At 66.6% G+C, this 1772-nt stretch carries 2 protein-coding genes; both read left to right on the top strand.

What is annotated here, in order from left to right; genetic code table 11:
* A partial coding sequence (locus tag G3436_RS25100; protein ID WP_163950791.1) for an acetyl-CoA C-acyltransferase occupies positions 1-826 on the top strand: 826 nt, incomplete at its 5' end.
* A gap of 82 nt (positions 827-908) precedes the next feature.
* Positions 909-1772: AMP-binding protein (locus tag G3436_RS25095; RefSeq protein ID WP_163950788.1), on the top strand; the 864-nt coding region annotated here is incomplete at its 3' end.

Raw genomic sequence — 1772 nt, 5'->3', positions numbered from 1 at the left:
GGGCAAGGCCGAGCAGGCGTTTTCGCGCCAGGCGCAGCTGTACGACACCACCATTGGCTGGCGCTTCGTCAACGCGGCGATGGAAAAGGCGTATGGTATCGATTCGATGCCCGAAACCGCCGAAAACGTCGCAGAACAGTTCGGTGTTTCGCGCGCCGACCAGGATGCCTTTGCCGTGCGCAGCCAGCAGCGTGCCGCGGCGGCGCAGGCCAGCGGGCGCCTGGCGCGGGAGATCGTGCCGGTGTCGATTGCCCAGCGCAAGGGCGAGCCCAGGCGGGTCGAGCACGACGAACACCCGCGTGGTGACACCACGCTGGAGATGTTGCAGCGCTTGCCCACGCCGTTTCGCCAGGGTGGCAGCATCACGGCGGGCAATGCCTCGGGGGTCAACGATGGTGCCTGTGCGCTGTTGCTGGCCAGCCCCGCGCAGGCGGCCCGCTTCGGGCTCAGGGCGCGGGGGCGGGTGGTGGCGATGGCGACTGCCGGGGTCGAACCGCGCATCATGGGTATCGGCCCGGTACCGGCCACGCGCAAGGTACTGGAGCGGGCCAACCTGAGCCTGGCCGACATGGACGTCATAGAGCTGAACGAGGCCTTTGCGGCGCAAGGCCTGGCCGTGCTGCGCGAATTGGGCCTGGCCGACGACGACCCGCGGGTCAACCCCAATGGCGGCGCGATCGCCCTGGGGCACCCGCTGGGCATGAGCGGTGCGCGGTTGGTGACCACGGCGCTGACGGAGCTGGAGCTGCGCGGTGGGCGGTACGCGTTATGCACGATGTGCATTGGCGTGGGGCAGGGCATCGCGATGATCATCGAGCGAGTCTGAGCCGGTAACACTGCGGGAGTCGTGCAACTCCCACACTCGGGCCCATCCGGGGCTGAACCATAAAAAGAATCAGAGTGAACACATGAACATGGCCGCCTTGAACACTGCTGTACTCGACCCGCTGGAGACCGCCAGCATCGACGAACTGCGCCAGCACCAGCTTGACCGCCTGCGCTGGAGCCTGGCCCACGCCTACCAGAACGTGCCGCTGTACCGCCAGCGTTTCGACCAGTTGGGCGTGCACCCTGATGAGGTGCGCTCGCTGGACGACCTGGCGAAGTTCCCCTTCACCACCAAGTCCGACCTGCGCGACAACTACCCCTACGGCATGTTTGCCGTGCCCATGCATGATGTGGTGCGCGTGCATGCCTCCAGCGGCACCACCGGCAAGCCGACGGTGGTGGGCTACACACAGAACGATATCGACACCTGGGCCAACGTGGTGGCGCGCTCGATCCGTGCGGCCGGCGGGCGCAAGGGCGACAAGGTGCATGTGTCGTACGGGTACGGCCTGTTCACCGGTGGCCTGGGTGCGCATTACGGTGCCGAACGCCTGGGTTGTACGGTGATCCCGATGTCGGGTGGGCAGACCGAGAAGCAGGTGCAACTGATCAACGATTTCCAGCCCGACATCATCATGGTCACGCCCTCGTACATGCTCAACCTGGCCGACGAGATCGAGCGCCAGGGGCTGGACCCGCACAAGCTGGCGTTGCGCCTGGGTATCTTTGGCGCCGAGCCGTGGACCGACGAGCTGCGTCGCTCCATCGAGCAGCGCATGGGCATCACCGCGCTGGACATCTATGGGCTGTCGGAAATCATGGGGCCGGGCGTGGCCATGGAGTGCGCCGAGACCAAGGACGGGCCGACGATCTGGGAAGACCACTTCTACCCCGAGATCATCGACCCGGTGACGGGCGCGGTGCTGCCCGACGGGCAGATGGGC

It is taken from the genome of Pseudomonas brassicae (genome assembly GCF_010671725.1).
In the GTDB taxonomy this organism is placed as follows: domain Bacteria; phylum Pseudomonadota; class Gammaproteobacteria; order Pseudomonadales; family Pseudomonadaceae; genus Aquipseudomonas; species Aquipseudomonas brassicae.
Note: the sequence above shows the minus strand (reverse complement) of the source record. Positions and strands in the feature narration are given on the sequence as shown.